12 protein-coding genes are annotated in these 14,374 nt (G+C 64.4%); 8 read left to right on the plus strand and 4 right to left on the minus strand.

Annotated features, from left to right (window positions below; genetic code table 11):
• Positions 1-188: 188 nt before the first annotated feature.
• The gene (locus ABFD92_19780) at positions 189-1,610 is read right to left on the minus strand and encodes a formylglycine-generating enzyme family protein (GenBank protein MEN6506782.1); all 1,422 of its coding nucleotides are present in this window, start codon (positions 1,608-1,610) and stop codon (positions 189-191) included.
• A 205-nt stretch (positions 1,611-1,815) separates the two neighbouring features.
• On the opposite strand from ABFD92_19780, the gene ABFD92_19785 reads away from it, so the two are divergent.
• From ABFD92_19785 to ABFD92_19805, 5 genes are all read left to right on the plus strand, one after another.
• A complete protein-coding gene (locus ABFD92_19785) occupies positions 1,816-2,001 on the plus strand; it encodes a type II toxin-antitoxin system VapB family antitoxin (GenBank protein MEN6506783.1) in 186 nt (61 codons plus the stop codon).
• Between the two features lie 70 nt (positions 2,002-2,071).
• Positions 2,072-3,112, plus strand: a complete 1,041-nt coding sequence (locus ABFD92_19790; GenBank protein ID MEN6506784.1) for a hypothetical protein — start codon at positions 2,072-2,074, stop codon at positions 3,110-3,112.
• A gap of 194 nt (positions 3,113-3,306) precedes the next feature.
• Complete coding sequence (locus ABFD92_19795) at positions 3,307-3,927, plus strand: 5-formyltetrahydrofolate cyclo-ligase (protein ID MEN6506785.1); 621 nt, start codon at positions 3,307-3,309, stop codon at positions 3,925-3,927.
• On the plus strand, positions 3,911-4,951 hold the full coding sequence (locus tag ABFD92_19800; GenBank protein MEN6506786.1) for a L,D-transpeptidase family protein: 1,041 nt from the start codon (positions 3,911-3,913) through the stop codon (positions 4,949-4,951). Before ABFD92_19795 ends, ABFD92_19800 begins: the two co-directional genes overlap by 17 nt.
• A gap of 114 nt (positions 4,952-5,065) precedes the next feature.
• Positions 5,066-6,094 carry a hypothetical protein gene (locus ABFD92_19805; GenBank protein ID MEN6506787.1) on the plus strand — a complete coding sequence of 343 codons (1,029 nt, stop codon included), beginning with the start codon at positions 5,066-5,068 and terminating at the stop codon, positions 6,092-6,094.
• A gap of 240 nt (positions 6,095-6,334) precedes the next feature.
• Here ABFD92_19805 and ABFD92_19810 read toward each other — a convergent pair whose 3' ends face one another.
• Both ABFD92_19810 and ABFD92_19815 read right to left on the minus strand, forming a co-directional pair.
• Positions 6,335-7,939: an ATP-binding protein gene (locus tag ABFD92_19810; protein MEN6506788.1), complete on the minus strand. Its 1,605-nt coding sequence runs from the start codon at positions 7,937-7,939 to the stop codon at positions 6,335-6,337.
• Positions 7,940-8,197: 258 nt separating this feature from the next.
• Positions 8,198-9,745, minus strand: a complete 1,548-nt coding sequence (locus ABFD92_19815; GenBank protein MEN6506789.1) for a hypothetical protein — start codon at positions 9,743-9,745, stop codon at positions 8,198-8,200.
• 590 nt (positions 9,746-10,335) lie between these two features.
• Between ABFD92_19815 and ABFD92_19820 the strand changes: the two genes are divergently transcribed.
• The 3 genes from ABFD92_19820 (at position 10,336) to ABFD92_19830 (ending at position 12,352) form a co-directional block, all read left to right on the plus strand.
• Complete coding sequence (locus ABFD92_19820) at positions 10,336-10,731, plus strand: hypothetical protein (GenBank protein ID MEN6506790.1); 396 nt, start codon at positions 10,336-10,338, stop codon at positions 10,729-10,731.
• Positions 10,732-11,135: 404 nt separating this feature from the next.
• Positions 11,136-11,303, plus strand: a complete 168-nt coding sequence (locus ABFD92_19825) for a hypothetical protein (protein ID MEN6506791.1) — start codon at positions 11,136-11,138, stop codon at positions 11,301-11,303.
• Positions 11,304-11,689: 386 nt separating this feature from the next.
• On the plus strand, positions 11,690-12,352 hold the full coding sequence (locus ABFD92_19830) for a hypothetical protein (GenBank protein ID MEN6506792.1): 663 nt from the start codon (positions 11,690-11,692) through the stop codon (positions 12,350-12,352).
• A gap of 181 nt (positions 12,353-12,533) precedes the next feature.
• Here ABFD92_19830 and ABFD92_19835 read toward each other — a convergent pair whose 3' ends face one another.
• Complete coding sequence (locus ABFD92_19835) at positions 12,534-14,138, minus strand: tetratricopeptide repeat protein (GenBank protein MEN6506793.1); 1,605 nt, start codon at positions 14,136-14,138, stop codon at positions 12,534-12,536.
• Positions 14,139-14,374 lie beyond the last annotated feature (236 nt).

Genomic DNA, 14,374 nt, shown 5'->3' on the forward strand with positions numbered 1-14,374 from the left:
TGGCATGTCGACATGCATGCTTTTTGCAGGTCGCCATGATGCTCGGCGCACACCCATGGCGACCCGCTGAACAACGCGTGTCGCCATGCCACCCGGCAAGACGGGTTGACCTCGCCCAAAAACCGCGCGGGGCAAGCCCCGCCGCTAACGTGACATCAGCGGCTTGATCTCTCGCGGCGGGAGCAGGGTCATTTCTTCAGGTCGTCCGGTGTCACTTCGACGATCACGCGGAACCCGATGGCGGGTGAGCTGTAGTCGGCGGCTGCGGCGTCCCGGTTGGCGCTGCGGCAGAAGGTCGGGCGCGTCTTCCAGGACCCGCCCCGCAGGACGCGGCGCTCGCCCTGGTCGGGGCCGACGGGATCCTTCACAGCCGCGGCGGGGTAAGGGCCCAGCCAGTCGCGGCACCATTCGGCGGCGTTGCCATGCATGTCGTAGAGGCCCCAGGCGTTGGGTTTTCGCGACTTCACCGGCGCCGGTTTGGGGTCGCCTTTCGACTCGTCGACCAGCAGCGTTCCGACGCCGTAGGCGTAGCGGGCGTCGTAGTTGGCGTGGTCGGGCTTGATGCTTTTGCCGGCGCTGAAGGGTCCGGCCGATCCGGCGCGGCAGGCGTATTCCCACTGCGCTTCGGTGGGCAGCAGCACACGCCGGCGGGTGATCTTGGAGAGTTTCTCGCAGAACTCGTTGGCGGCGGTCCACGTGACGTTGAGGACCGGCAAGGCCGGTCCGCGGACCTGGCTGGGATTGGCGTTCATGACGGCCTGGAACATCTCCTGCGTGACTTCGGAGTCGCTCATGTAAAACGGCCAGGTCAGGGTGATGGGGTGGGTGTTTTCGTCGGCGTCGCGCTCGACTTCATCGGCGGGCGAGCCCATGGTGAACTTGCCTTGGGCGATCAGCACCAGTCCCAGAGAGGCCGGTCCGGCTTTGAGCGTCAGGGCGGGCCTGTAGTCGCCCGCCGGGGCGGGCACGTCGGGTTTGGGTTCAGGCTTGGGCTCGGGCTTGGGCTCGGGCTTGGGTTCGGGCTTGGGTTCAGGTTTCGGTTCGGGCTTAACGTCCGGCCACATGTCCGGCTGAGGGCGCGGTTCAGGTTCAGGCTTGGGTTCGGGTTGGGGTTTGGGTTCGGGTTTGGGTTCGGGCAGTGCTGCCGGTGTCGGCGGCAGGGAAGGCTCGTCGGGCAAGACCGCGACGATCGGAACCGGCTCGGTCTTGCTGTGGGGTCTCCATCCCAGCGCGAGCATGGCGCCCACGCCCAGCAGGAAGATGCAGACCGTGCCGCCGAAGAACCCCATGGCGGCAGCCATCGCCGTGTTCCGCCGCGGTCTGGCCTGCTGACCCCTGCCGCGCTGGCCCGGGGTGAGAACCACATTGTCGTCGCCCGCCAGATCGAGTTGCGCTTGGGGGATGTCGTCCTGCCCGGAAGGTTCGGCGGCATCGCGCGCCGCCTGCGATGCGGCGGCGCTGCGCCGGTCGAGCCACTTTCGCAGCGGCGAGGTTCGCGGGTGTGGAACGATATACGCCTGTCCGCACAGGGGGCACTCGTCGCGTCGCCCGGCCAGTTCCTCCGGGCTCTCCAGACGCGACGAACAGGATGGACACTCGTGGAGAATCATCCCCCGCATTATATTTCACCGCGGCAGGGATGGAAGAACCGAATCGCAGCGCCACGCACACCCACCGTTAGCGGCGGGGCTTGCCCCGCGCGTTGCCGGTGGATTGAGGAATGGATGGATGGATGGATGGATGGATGGGTGCCATGGCGGCAGTTGTTGAGCCGCCATGTCCTCAGTCGTCCGCACATGACAGCGCGATGTCTTTGTGCTGGCGAACACCGCCAAGGGCGATAGAATCTATAGCGTCCGAACCAAGAAGGAAACCGTCACGGTCGCCTTGGAAGAACTGATCCGCCATCACGAGCAGAAGAATATCCTCAAGGCCGCGGGAACTATACGATTCCGCGACGATTGGAACTACAAGAAGGATCGCCGTGACCGCTTTCGTTGACTTGCGCGGCCCACGCTTCTGGCCTTAATTCGAATTTGATAATTGCCGTCCGGAAATCGACAATGGGGCCATGCTCGTCTCCGTACTATCGCTGATCTTTGCGGCACAGCCGACTTCGGCCCCGGCTGCCACTGCCCCGGCGGTGCCGGCGCGGGCGCTGCGAGAGGCCGAGCGGCAAATGCTCCAAACGCTCGGCCTGCCCACCAAGATCGGCGCCAGCACCGATTCGACGTTGGCCGCGGCAGACAACGTCACACCCGACGGGGCAGCCGGCCTCGATCTGTTCGCCGCGTTGATCTCCCGCAAGGGCCTGGCCGAGGGCCTGCACTGGGCCTGCTGGCAGGTCCGCAAGAAGCACGGCGTCTCGGCTATCACCCTGGTACCCACGCGAACGGACCTGCCCGAAGCAGCCCTGGTCAAAGCTTTGGGAGCGGCCGACCTGGTCCGTCAGAGCGGTTTCCTCGAAGAAGGACGCATCGTCCCCCACGCCACCGAAAAGTCCAAGCCGCTGACGTGGCACTGGTATAGCTGGCTGGGGTTCGGCATCGCGGACGGGCGGGTGGCCGTCATCCGCACCGACCATCGCATCGTTCCCGCGCCGGCGGGCGAACCGCCGACCCTGCCCGGACACGATCGCCCAGCCGCGGCTACCCAACCGGCGACGCCGAAGCGCCCGCTGCGGGCGGTGGAGCGGTCGCTGTTGACGGCATTGGGGCACGCGGTGACGGTTCAGGCGTACGCCCGGGCCGGCCAGAACGACCCGGCGATGCTGCGGGCGGCGCTGGCGGACATTCTGCAGACGCTCAAGATGCGCACCTTGTCGATGGGGCTGGAAGACGCCGCCCAGAACGCCTCGCGCCGGGGCGTGCAGTCGTTCCTGATCTGGCCACACAAGGACCAGGTGGAACTGGCCGCCCGAGCCAAGGTCCTGGGCGAACCCGACGCGGTTTACCAGGAAGGCTACTGGGCCGACGAGGCCCTGTCGAACGATCCCAAGGCCGGCCCTGCCGTCACCTGGCACTGCTACAGTTGGCTGCAGTTGGGCGTGGTCGAGGGCAAGATCAAAATCATCCGCGCCAACTGCGACGCCCTGCCGGCTGTCACCCCGTAAAAACAAATGCAACCACAGAGACTCAGAGGGGGACGAGGTAGAAACAAGAAAACCGGATATTTTGTTTTCCTGTTGTTACCTCAGTGCCCTCTGTGTCTCTGTGGTAAGTTTCTTACGGCGGCGGTGTGGCGCCCGACGGTGACAATCCTGCTTCCGTCGAGGGGGGTTTGCGGGTTTAATAGTCATATCGGCCTATGAAGAACCACCTGCGTCAAGAGATGAAGCGGCGGTTGGCGGCGATTGCCCCGGCGGATATCGCCGCGCGCAGCCACGCGGCCTGTCAGTCGCTGATCGCCAGCGAGGAGTTCCGCCGCAGCCGCTGCGTCATGCTGTACATGCCGATGCCCCACGAGGCCAGCCCGCTTGCGGCCGCAATGGCGGCGTGGCAGCAGGACAAGATCGTCCTGGTCCCCAAGGTCGACATGCAGCAGCGGCACATGATCGCGGTGCGGATCTCGGGCATGGGCGACGAGATGGTCATCAGCGGGCGCTACGCCATTCGCGAACCGGCCTCGAGCGAGCCCTGGCCGCTGGAGGAGATCGACCTGGTGGTCGTTCCGGCGCTGGCGTACGACCGCGACGGCAACCGCCTCGGACGCGGGGCGGGGTTTTACGACCGGTTCCTGGGACACAGCCGGATGCGCGCCATCGCCTGCGGGCTGGCGCTGTCGGAGCAGGTCGTCGAGCAGGTGCCAACGGCTGGCAATGACTGGCCGGTAAACATGCTTGTTACCGATAAAGAAATCATGCGCTTCATCGCCCAAGCGCCTCGCCGCCCCGCGGGGCAAGGAGAGACGTATGACACCGCTTGCTAAACAGATTGCAATCGTGGTCGGATCGGTGGTTGTCCTGATCGCCCTGATCGTCGGCTGGAACAAGTTCCGATCCGATTCTCCCGCCGCGGCGGACCCTGCCACGGCGGCGGTTCCGGCAGCGGCCGCAGCGGCGGAGGGGGCTTCTGCGCCAACGGGCGCCGCCGGCGGGTCGACGGACGCCGCGGAGCGGGCGCCGGCGCCGACGCCCACCCCGGAATCGGCGGGCAACGCCACCAACGCGATGGCCCAGTTCGACGAGGGGATCAAGCTCATGGAGGCGGGCAAATTCTTCCCCGCCCGCGTCGCGCTGTCGTCGGCGGTGTTCTCCGGGGCTCTGCCGGCAGACAAGGCCGACCACGCCCGCAAAATGCTCACGAGCATGGCCGAGCGAACATTGTTCGCCCCGGGCTTCTTCGACGACGACCCGTACGTGGCTCGCTACGAGGTCAAGAACGGCGACGTGCTGCAGCGCATCGAGCGCAACCTCAAACTGCATGTTCCGACCGAGCTGCTGCTGAAGATCAATAACCTCTCCTCCGACAAGCTGATCCGCGCCGGCCAGTCGATCAAGGTCATCAAGGGCCCCTTCCACGCGGTGATCAGCCTCAGCGGATACACGATGGACCTGTATCTCAAGCGGGACAATCTCCCGTACATTTACATCCGCCGGTTCACTGTCGGCACGGGCAAAGAGGGCGCCACGCCGTTCGGGGCGTACCACGTGGCGCTGGGCGGCAAGAAGATCAAGCCCGTCTGGAACCCCCCGCCCTCCAGCGGGCGGACCGGAAGCATCCGCTACGGCGAACCCAACTATGCCTTCGGACCCAAGGGGCTCTGGATCGCCCTGGAAGGCACCGACCCGGTCACCAAGACCATGAGCGGATACGGCATCCACAGCACCAACGACCCGGCCAGCATCGGCAAGAGCCAGTCGCTGGGCTGCATCCGCATGGCCGACGCGGATATCGACTACGTCTTCTTGACCCTCTACGAACACTGGTCGAGCGTGCTGATCAAGAAGTAAACCCGCGGCGGCAATTTTCCTGACGGTCCCTGCAATAATTCCCGCGGCCGTTCGCTATATTGATAGAGGACGGTGCGCCCGCCCTTCGTAATTCGCCAAAAAAGGAAGACCGCTATGCCCCGACGAATGATCTATGGACTGATCGCCCTGGTGCTGGTAGCCGTTGCGACAGCCTTGCCGCTGCGCACTCTTCCCAATGGAAGCAGAACGGACCTTGACGCGATCTCGGCCGCTACCAAGAAAAAGAAGACGACCGCACCGGTCAGCAAGCAGAAGGTCACCGTCAACGCGCCGAAGGTACCCGCCAACGATGTCGACGATGCCATTCATCAGCGCGTCGCGGGGCAGATCGACGCGGCGCGCCGCGCTATCTCCGCCAAGAACTGGCAGCAGGCGCGCGAAACCCTCGAACCGCTGCTGGGCGTCGTGCGCAGTTCCAATCAGCGCGAGCGTATCGACGAACTGCTGGCCAAGGTCGACGCCGAGGGCGAGATCCGCCTCCAGAAAGCCAACACCCTCTACACCGAGAAAAAATACGAACAGGCCCTCAAGGGCTATCGAGCGGTCGCAACCATCTTCGGGCAGCGCAAAGCCGCCCATGAAGCCCAGGCTGCCCTGGACAAGGCCGAAAACGACCCCGTCGTCGCCTCGGCTTTCAAGGCCTCCAAGGCCCAGGCCATGGCCGACCAGATCCAGGCCATCATCACCACCGACCTGGCGGCGCAGAAACTGCCCGCACCGGCGACGCAGCCGGCGTCGGAGTCTGACGGCGACGGCCCGACGATCGATGCGGCGTTGCGATTCGACTACCTCAAGAAGCTCCAGAGCGAACCGCGGCAGAACGCCCTGAAGTTGCTCGAGATGCTCGCCACGCTGTATCCCGACACGCCGGCGGGAAAACAGGCCGCCTCGGACATGGCGCTGGTCAAGGCCGACAAGGACCTCCAGCAGCAGATGGCTGCCGACCAGAACGAGAGCCGCGCCAAGCAGATCCTGACCGTGGCGGGCAACTACGAAAAGGCCGGCATGGACAAGATCGCCCTGGGCAAGTACCAGGAGTTCCTCAAGCTCTACCCCGCCCGCCCCGAAGCCGCGGACGTGGCCAAGCGCGTCGAGGCTCTCAAGACCAAACTCGGTCAGTGAGAAGACGGGGACGGGGAGTGCGGGATTACGCGGATTTATGGGATCAAGAGGATTAGAAACGGGGACGGGGACGGGGAGTGCGGGATTACGCGGATTTATGGGATTAAGAGGATTAGAAACGGGGGCGGGGACGGGTGGCATGGCGACACGCGAAGCGGGTCGCCATGATGCTCAGCACCCAACCATGGCGACCCGCTGAACAACGCGTGTCGCCATGCCACCCGGGGCAGTTTTTCTTTTCTACAGTGCAGAGATCGCGGAGGTCGGAAGAGTGTCTGGCTCCCCGTCAGCTCTGATCTCTGCGTTCTCGGCGATCTCCGCGGTGAAACCCTGTCCGCATGGCGCCCGGAGCGTGACGCGACTGCCGCGACCCGGGGACGATTCGATCTTCATCGTGCCCCCCAGCATTTCCAGCCTCTCGCGCACGCTGAACAGTCCAAACCCCGCCCCGCCGGCGCCGTGCAGTTCGTCGGGGTCGAACCCGGCGCCCTGGTCGCAGACCGTCAGTTCCAGGTGCGACTCGCTGCGGCGCAGGCACACCTGCGCGGCCTTGACGTTGGCGTGCTTGACGATGTTGAACAGCAGCTCCCGAACCGACTGGAACAGCAGGATCGACAGGTCCTGGGTCGCCGGAACGGCTGCAAGGTCCACCTGCAACTCCACGCACAGTGAATGCTTCTCCTGCATCCAGGCCGCCAGCCACCGCAGCCCGCCGCCCAATCCCTCCTCATGAAGCACCGGCGGAAATAGTTCCATCGTCAACTCGCGCGAGGAGGTGATCGACTCGACCAGCAAATCCTGCACTCGCCGAAGATCGGCCGGCAGCGACTGCCCCTGCTGCCGCATGCATAGCTCCAGGCCGAGCTTGGCCGAAACGAGCAACTGCTGCAGATGGTCGTGCAGCACGTGCGCCAGCCGCTTCCGCTCGCGCTGCTCGGCCAGCGTCAGTTCCGATGCCAGACGCGCCAACTGGTTGGACCTGCGATGAAGCTCGACGTTCTTGAGCGTCAATTCGGCTGTCCGCTCATTCACCCGCCGCTCCAGTTCGTCTCGCGAGCGAATCAGCGACTGCTGCGTGCGGCGCAGACTCCGCATCGCCCGCCCGCGCCGCAGGTCGATCCCCGCCAGCACCGACACGCACCAACCCGTCAGGGCGGCCAGAAAGAGCACGCCCAGCAGGCCGAACAGCGTCGCGGCCATCGCACTGTCCAAAAACCTGCTCTCCACCGACCATAGCGCAAACCCGGCCAGCAGAGTCGGCGTCAGGATCACGGGAAGCACCAGCCGCCGCGCGATCACGCCCGTCGTCCCGCCGCTCCAGAAGATCGCCGCCGGCTTGAGCCGGGGCCTGGCCAGGACGATCCCGGCCGCAAGAGTCACGATCGCCACCGCTGCCGGTATTGACGCCGCCGGAGCGGTGCCGAAGGCGTGACCGAGCAGTTCCAGAAGTCCCAGAACAGCCGCCGCGGCGGCAAGCCATTGCGAGAGGCTCTGCTTGCGCGCCACAGTCTTGTTCAGCAGCAGGATCGCCGCGGCACAGAGACTCACTGCCGCAAGGACGGGCGCCTCCATCGCCGGGTAGGCGCTGGCGCCCCTCACCGCGGTGCCCAGACTGTTGAAAGGCCAATGCCAATTCGACAGGGCGCGGGCCGCGCCTACGGCAGGTACGAGCAGTGCCGCCCATGCCAGAATCTGCGGCACGCGCCCCCACCGGCTCTCGTTGAGACACACCAGCGCCAGGCTCGCTCCCAGCAACAGCACCGTGCAGCCGGCGTCAATAGACATCGGACAGAAGACGCCGGCGATGAACCCGGTCAGCCCCGACGCGCCCGCAAGAGCGCCCATCAGCCCTGTCAAAGCTATTGCCGCCGAAGCGCCGCCCGCCGCGACGGCTGCATAAGAGGTCCACGCCGCCGAAAGCCGCGGCGGCAAGAGAGGGGTCGCTGTTTGAGAAAGGTTGTACATGGCAGTCCTTTTCTTAAGACTCGCCTCAACAAATTCACCCGACCCGGTGGAAAACGTGTTAGCTGACAGTGCAAACTATAGTCATTTCTTGCGTTAGCGATATAGGAAAAAATGCCTAATTTTGCGTCGGTAGAATTCCTACTGAATTGACTCGACCAGCCAGACCGGGCTTGACCAGGCCTGCGCCCCGCCGCGACAGGTCACCCGGACATAGTAGTAGATGCAGCGCCCCATGTGTTTCGAGGGCAACCACAGGCCGCCGGCGTCTTCAACGTCGTCGAAATGCACCGCCGCCTGCCACGAATCGCACCGGCGGCGGTGGATGACGCTGCCGTTTCGCACGATCTCGATCGTCTCGATATCGCTCTGCCCCGCTGCGGTTACCTCAATCGACCGCGGCGAGCGAGGGTTCTTCCAGACCTGACGTGACCCGCCGCCGGCGCCGGCGATGCTGGCGTCCAGGTAGATCCGCTCGCCGCTTGCGGCGTAGCAGTTTCGCTCCCGCAGCGCCATAAAAATGCTCTGCCGATCCAGCGCCGCCGCGCGCACGGCCGTCAGTCCTGAAAGGCGCGTCAGGTTGCCCGGTTCTCTTCCCCCGCCGCCGGGCATGCCGGCGTGGCTGTCGCTGCCGCCCATGAAGCCCAGGCGCAGCCCGCGCCCCAGCAGGTCCTGCACATAGCTCGGGCCAGGATGCACCGCGACGAGGGCATTGGGATTGCCCCGGTATTCGCTGGTGCCCCACTTGGAGTGAATCTCGACGCACGGCATGGCCGCCGGACCGGGGTAGACGCCGTCGGGAATCTCGCCGTGCTTGCCGACCCGCGTCGTGTGGTGCGGCACGACGAAGAACCCCTCGCGCCCAAGCACGGCGGTGAGTTTCTCGCACAGCGTTTTCACATTGCCGTTTTCGTACTCGTCCACGTACATCGCCGGCCAGCGGGACATGTAGATATTGTTGTCGCCGCCGGCGCCGCCCTGCAGCGAGGCCTCGTATGCCGGAACCGTCACAAACGCCGGCGGGTCGTTATGCAGCTCGCTGGCACGGGTTTCCTGGTAGAACAACGCCTCGCTGCCGCGACCGGTCGAAACGTGGTCCGTCATTGCCAGCCAGTCCAGCCCGCTGACGTACCGCGCCGACGCATAGGCAAACTCGATCGAGCGGCAGTACTTGGGCATGCACTGGCCCAGCAGCGAGTGCGCGTGCGGGTCGCCCCAGAAGATGTCCTCGACGCGTGCGGCCGTACACCGCGTGGGATTGCTCGGAAACTCCCGGCCCTGGAGACGCGCTGTGAGCCGATGAAAACCCTCCTCCTCCAAGTGAAGGTTCCGCACCGCCGCCACGGCCGCGACGCCCGGGCGGAATTCCACCGCCGCCACGACCGCCCCGTCGCTGCCGATGAGTCTCACGCGACCGCTGCACTTGACGGAGGGGTAGCCCCATTTGTCCAGCACAGCCACGCGCGCCTCGAAGGGCATGCCCGGGCGCGTGATCGTCGGGATGACCACCGCGACCCGGTCCGGCGCCTCGCCGGGGGCCTCGAGCGTCAGAACCTTCCGCGCCTGCGCGGGCGCAAAGACCACCTCAACCCCTCGCGACGCCGGCGCCTCCGCCGCACAGCCGCACACCAGCATCATGCAAAACCACGCCGATGCAATTACACCCGGAATGGTCCTGGCCCCAGTCATGCCGATCTCCCTGTCCTGCGGAACGTTCCTCATGCCTTTTGTAGCACAAGAGACGCAGAGAATAACGAGAAAAGCGGCCTACGTAAAAAGGAAGATTGAAGAAGCCTTTCCCGTCAACGTTTTCTATGTGCGACACAGAGCCGCAGAGAGAAACGAGAAAAGCAACTCTGTAAAAAAGATTTAAGAAGCTCTCTTCCCCCCCCGTTTTCTCTGCGTCTCTGTGTCGCAGAGTCTTTGCCAGTACCACAATTCCACTTCCTTGCACTTTGTTGTACTTTTCACAGCAGTTTGCATATACCCGACACCTCTGCGATCTCCGCGATCTCCGCGCGGTGAAATGTCCTGCCTGGTACGGGCTATACCACAATTCCACTTCCTTGCACTTTGTTGTACTTTTCACAGCGGTTTCGCGTGACCTCCATCCAGTTGTAGCATTCCTGGACCCCCTTAGTAGACGTTCAGCCCCGTATGCTCTCCTATCCCGCTATTCGCCAGTACCGGCACCTTTGCGACGTTGCCGCCAGGCAAGGGGCAAGCGTATTATCAGATATGGCCGCACCACGGTGCGAGTGCGGAAAGGAGCGACGGATATGGCGATACGAAAAAGCATGATGGCGGTGTGTATCCTGGCGGCCGGCGTTGCCGGCGTTGTCGGCGTGAACAGACTCGTTTCGGCGGACGAGCAGCGGGCGTGTTCCAAGTGTGGCGGAACGGGCAAGGTCGAGTGCGGGCGATGCCGCGGAACTGGCAACGAAAAGTGCGGGGTCTGCTGGGGCACAGGCAAAGTCAACGTCAACTGCTCGACCTGCCAGGGCACGGGCAAGGTCCAGGGCAATGCCTGCCAGGCCTGCAATGGGACGGGCAAGGTCACGCAGCAGTGCAGCAACTGCGGCGGCCGCGGAGTGATCCTGTGCGGACGCTGCAACGGCCAAACAACCGAGACGTGCAGCATGTGCAACGGCACCGGCAAGAGCCCCCTGAAGTAACCCCGACGCCCAAAGAGAAGGCCCGGCAGCTTGTTAATCCAGATTGCTCGACGGACATGTCGCGCTGGCAGCCCTGAAGCGATAAATGCAGCTTGGGGCCGTCTCGACTTGCCAAGGGCGGAACTTCGGTCACGATCCATCCCCGTATCAAGTCACAGACTGGCTTGCCAAGGCGTAGTTCGCCGCTGCTGAGATGCCAAACAGATGCCCGGTTCCGCAAAGAACGCTACGCCGTGGCCCAGTCTTCGTTCGCCATGAGCGGCGAACGAAGACTGGGCGATACTGGACTCGAAATAATCGCGAATTCGCCGGGAAACTCGCAGGTTCGCGCTTCATCGAGGCCAGAATCGCGGCCACAGTCTGCGCCGATCGGGTCAAACGGGGCGGTTCTCGCCCCTGCCACCTTGCCGCATGAAGGCGACGCCCGGCTGCACGCCCTGGCGGACCTGCTGGCCAGTCTGGACGCAGAGCAAAGGCAGGCGATGATCAGCAGCCTGCCGGCGGCAAGCCGCGCCGCCATCGCCCGCCTGCTCGTCGAGCGTCTGGCCGGCGAAGAAGGACGGGCGGTATGATGCCGGCCGGCAACGCCACAGGACGCCCAGGAGCGGCGAACGGTTCCGGGGCGGGGTGGACCGCCCGCCCGCACGTGCCCCAAGCGGCAGAAGCCAACGCAGAGCGTACAAGGCCGGGCACAGCGCCCGGCAAGACAACGCCCCGGACAGGGGCAATACCATCGCCCGGCCGAGACGGGCAGAAAGAGACAGAAGCATGAGCAAGAAGCAAGCAACGTCAGCGAGTACATTCGTGAGCAGAGTAATGGGGCTCCCGCGCGACAGCCGGGACCGGGTTATTGCGGCGGTCCGCCGCGACGCGGAATCGCGCGGCCTGACTCTCGATCGCGCGAGGCGTCTTCTGAAGCGCGGCCAGCAGCAGCCGGCGGCGGTTGCATGATAGCACGGTGACAGTGCCCCACAGGAGCGCCGGCCAAAGTCTGGCCGGCGAAGTCTGCGAGGCGTCCCGGCCGTGTTGCAGCGCGGCCGGGCGCGAGTTTGAAAGCGAGCGTGAGACGATGGCGGGAAGGATCGACAAGTTTCTGAAAGAGCGGCTGCAAGCGGCCGGCCAGTGGCAGGCGTTCCAGCAGCGGCGCGACGAACTGAAGGCGCAAGGCTACAACGCCGGCGACGCCCGGACGGCCGCCCTGGCGGAAGTCATGCCCAAGGCCGGCAGCGGCGCCGACGCCGGCGACACCGGGGGCGATGGCGCCGACGTTGCGGCCGATGGACCCCGCGGCGGCAGCCTGCCCCTTGCCCCTGCCGCACTGGCCGGCAAGATCGGCAACGAGACCGATATCGCCCGTTGGGTGGCCCGCAACATCGACAACCCGGCCGCCAGTGCGGAAGAATGCCCCGATGCCTTCGCCTGGACCTTGCTCCGCATGTGTCGCGAGAATGCCGCCTTCGCCCTGATGTTCGTCAAAGACATCTGGACAAAGCTGCTGGTCGCCCAGGCCAAGCAAGGCGACGCCGGCGAGACTGACGGGGAAATCGACGGAACGCCGACGCTCAAGCTGATCGAGCGGATACGGGCGATTCGCGACCATGCCGACCCCGCCCAGGCGTGATAGCACCGCCCGCACTGGCCGGCACGTCGAGCACTGGGGCAGCGCGGGGGAACGTGATAGCACGGCAAGGGACTCAAAAAAGGAAACGGGACTCCCAGGCCGCCAGAAATCTTTACCACACCCCCACCCCGTTTTGCGACCGGGGACCCAAGGTATCTCGCCCCCCGCGTGTGTGCACAAATCATTGGCCTGCAAGGCGGACTCTTGCCAAATACTTCTCCACCATGGGGGCAATCGCGCCTGCAGGCTCTAGGCGGAGGTACTGCTCGTAGGCTTCAATGGCCTCGGCATTGCGATTCAGTTTCTCACAGGAAGCCCCGAGCCGGAAGTAGGCTCCAGGATAATTCGGGGCGATGGCAAGGGCTTGTCTGCAAGCTTCAATGGCCTCGGCATGCCGGTCCATTTCGCTGTAGGCGCGCGCCATGATCACATAGGCTCGATTGTCGCCTGGGTCAATGGCGATGCCCTTTTTGAAGAACTCAATGGCTTGGGAGTATTGCTTCAGATCAGTGTAGACAACTCCTATGACCCTGTAGGACAGCGCATAATTCGGATCGATGGCGATAGCCTTCTTGCAGGCTTCAATGGCATCTCTATGGCATTTCATCTTCGACCATGCGTCGCCCATCCAGCTATATGCCTGAGCCATGTCGGGCTTGATAGCGATGGCCTGCTTGTAGGCTTCGATGGCATCGGCGTGGCGGTTGAGGGTGCTGCAGGCCAAGCCCATGTTGAAGTGAGCCGCAGCGTAGTTTGGTTTTAGATCAATGGCGACCTGGTAATGTTGGAGCGCGATGTCGTGATTGCCAATCGCCGCATGCAGTTGCCCCAAAGCGTACCACACAACCGGATTGTCTCTCTGCTTCTCACGGAGCGATGTGAGTATGCTCGTGGCTGTGCCCCAGTCCTTCTTCGCTATGGCCGCCCAAGCTTTGTCCAGTTCTTCGGTCTCGGCGCTGTCGAGGCGGCGGCCTCCTGCACTGGTAAGGGTCTGAACCTTACCTTGCTTGCGCATCAGCGCCGAGACACCGGAGACGGGGACGGCGAAGTTGAGATTCTGGCCGCCACCCAAGTAGGCCGTTGTGACGCCGACAATTTCGCCGCCGGCGTTGAGCAGTGGCCCGCCGCTGGAGCCGGGGCTTATCGGGGCAGTTACCTGGATGGCCGGCATGCCAGCCTTGATTTCCCGGTGGCCGCTCACCATACCGCTGCTGAAGGTATTCTCCAGCCCTTGCGGGTTGCCGATGGCGAAGACGGCCGCACCAACCTTAGGCAAGCCCCCTTTGGAAAGCGCGAGGCAGGGATACCCGCTGCCGGAAACTTTGAGCAGAGCCAAGTCGCCGTCGGGATCGGTGGCAACCACGCCGTCGACAAACAGCGTGGCCCCGCTGCTGAGGCGCACGGCGGCGAATTCCGCGCCCTTTATGACGTGGAAGTTCGTGACGATCAGGCCGCCGGCATCGACGAAGAAGCCGGACCCAAGGCCGAGAGGCTTGAGATCCTTGTCCCGCACGACGATGTAGACCACGGCGGGCGAGGCCTTCTCGAACAGTTGCTCAGGCGTGAGATCGGGCGCCTTACCCCGTGCGGCATCCGCTACCGCGGCTTGCCCTTGCGATTGTTTCGCCTCAGCGGCCGTCTTCGGTGCCGCCGACACTTGGGGCGCGGGCTTGCCTGTGCCAAGAAGGGCGACGGTCACCACAAGGCCCAGGGCAAGACAGACAAACCCGGATATGCCAAAGAGCCGAAGCATGCGTCGCGGTCTGCGCCGCTGGATCGGGACCATCGTGACGCGCTTGCAAAGGGGACAAGTGTCTCTCTCGCCTGCGAGGGATTCAGGGCTTTCGAGAATTGCGCCGCACCTGTCGCACTCGTAACGGATCATCGTCGCACCCTTTCAAACAAATGAATCTACCCGCGCATCAGACCAGCCGAACCCCGCCGGCTGCCAATATGGTAATCGACCAGTGCGGATACGCAAGCTTAAAGCCGATGACGCCCAGCCTGGCCGGCGACCTTGGG

The organism is Planctomycetaceae bacterium, assembly GCA_039680605.1.
Lineage (GTDB): Bacteria > Planctomycetota > Phycisphaerae > SM23-33 > SM23-33 > JAJFUU01.

Bases quoted from the DNA above. Each gene is read 5' to 3' on its own strand.
- ABFD92_19815 (MEN6506789.1), bottom strand. From the start codon at position 9,745: ATGACTGGGGCCAGGACCATTCCGGGTGTAATTGCATCGGCGTGGTTT.
- ABFD92_19835 (MEN6506793.1), bottom strand. From the start codon at position 14,138: ATGGTCCCGATCCAGCGGCGCAGACCGCGACGCATGCTTCGGCTCTTT.
- ABFD92_19805 (MEN6506787.1), top strand. From the start codon at position 5,066: ATGCCCCGACGAATGATCTATGGACTGATCGCCCTGGTGCTGGTAGCC.
- ABFD92_19810 (MEN6506788.1), bottom strand. From the start codon at position 7,939: ATGGGCGCTCTTGCGGGCGCGTCGGGGCTGACCGGGTTCATCGCCGGC.
- ABFD92_19790 (MEN6506784.1), top strand. From the start codon at position 2,072: ATGCTCGTCTCCGTACTATCGCTGATCTTTGCGGCACAGCCGACTTCG.
- ABFD92_19795 (MEN6506785.1), top strand. From the start codon at position 3,307: ATGAAGAACCACCTGCGTCAAGAGATGAAGCGGCGGTTGGCGGCGATT.
- ABFD92_19820 (MEN6506790.1), top strand. From the start codon at position 10,336: ATGGCGATACGAAAAAGCATGATGGCGGTGTGTATCCTGGCGGCCGGC.
- ABFD92_19780 (MEN6506782.1), bottom strand. From the start codon at position 1,610: ATGATTCTCCACGAGTGTCCATCCTGTTCGTCGCGTCTGGAGAGCCCG.
- ABFD92_19800 (MEN6506786.1), top strand. From the start codon at position 3,911: ATGACACCGCTTGCTAAACAGATTGCAATCGTGGTCGGATCGGTGGTT.